Source organism: Sphaerisporangium sp. NPDC005289, assembly GCF_040607455.1.
GTDB classification, from domain to species: Bacteria; Actinomycetota; Actinomycetes; order Streptosporangiales; family Streptosporangiaceae; genus Sphaerisporangium; species Sphaerisporangium rhizosphaerae.
The window spans coordinates 1-1,599 of record NZ_JBEXGS010000055.1; the positions used below are offsets into that span (position 1 = coordinate 1).

Sequence of the window (1,599 nt, forward strand, 5' to 3'; positions counted from 1 at the left end):
GCAGGGGTTTGTTGTCTCTGAGTTGCATAATGGACGCGAGCAAGAAGCTTTGTGATCAAGTCCTCGGCCTATTAGTACCGGTCAGCTCCACACCTTACGATGCTTCCACCTCCGGCCTATCAACCCAGTCGTCTACTGGGAGCCTTACCCCTTCACAGGGTGGGAGACCTCATCTCAAGGCGGGCTTCCCGCTTAGATGCTTTCAGCGGTTATCCCTCCCGAACGTAGCCAACCAGCCGTGCTCTTGGCAGAACAACTGGCACACCAGAGGTTCGTCCGTCCCGGTCCTCTCGTACTAGGGACAGCCCCTTTCAAGTCTCCTGCGCGCGCAGCGGATAGGGACCGAACTGTCTCGCGACGTTCTAAACCCAGCTCGCGTACCGCTTTAATGGGCGAACAGCCCAACCCTTGGGACCTACTCCAGCCCCAGGATGCGACGAGCCGACATCGAGGTGCCAAACCATCCCGTCGATATGGACTCTTGGGGAAGATCAGCCTGTTATCCCCGGGGTACCTTTTAGCCGTTGAGCGACGGCGCTTCCACATGCCACCGCCGGATCACTAGTCCCAGCTTTCGCTCCTGCTCGACCTGTCGGTCTCACAGTCAAGCCCCCTTGTGCACTTACACTCGTCACCTGATTGCCAACCAGGCTGAGGGAACCTTTGGGCGCCTCCGTTACCCTTTAGGAGGCAACCGCCCCAGTTAAACTACCCACCAGACACTGTCCCCCACCCGGATCCACGGGCGCGGGTTAGACATCCAAAACGACCAGAGTGGTATTTCACCAATGACTCCACCAGAACTAGCGTCCCAGCTTCACCGTCTCCCACCTATCCTACACAAGCCGTCCCAAACACCAATGTCAAGCTGTAGTGAAGGTCCCGGGGTCTTTCCGTCCTGCTGCGCGTAACGAGCATCTTTACTCGTAGTGCAATTTCGCCGGGTCTGTGGTTGAGACAGCGGGGAAGTCGTTACGCCATTCGTGCAGGTCGGAACTTACCCGACAAGGAATTTCGCTACCTTAGGATGGTTATAGTTACCACCGCCGTTTACCGGCGCTTAAGTTCTCACCTTCGCAGACTCACGTCCACTAAGCGGTCCCCTTAACGTTCCGGCACCGGGCAGGCGTCAGTCCGTATACATCGTCTTACGACTTCGCACGGACCTGTGTTTTTAGTAAACAGTCGCTTCCCCCTGGCCACTGCGACCCCCACCAGCTCAGACAGCACGTGCCATCACCAGCAGAGGCCCCCCTTCTCCCGAAGTTACGGGGGCAATTTGCCGAGTTCCTTAACCACAGTTCACCCGATCGCCTCGGTATTCTCTACCTGACCACCTGAGTCGGTTTAGGGTACGGGCCGCCGGCACACTCACTAGAGGCTTTTCTCGGCAGCATGGGATCACCCACTTCACCACAATCGGCTCGGCATCACATCTCAGGATATATGCGGCACGGATTTACCTATGCCACTCCCTACATGCTTACCCCAGGAACAACCATCGCCTGGGATGGGCTACCCTCCTGCGTCACCCCATCGCTTACCTACTACCAGATCAGGCCAGGCGTTCAGCCTCACCCAAGCTCCGAAGAGCCACAG

Annotated in this window: 1 rRNA gene (only partly in view); it reads right to left on the reverse strand. The window is 57.5% G+C overall.

The annotated features are described in order from the left end of the window. Positions 1 to 51: 51 nt before the first annotated feature. Positions 52 to 1,599, reverse strand: a 23S ribosomal RNA gene (locus ABZT47_RS40210) (it continues 1,657 nt past the right edge of the window).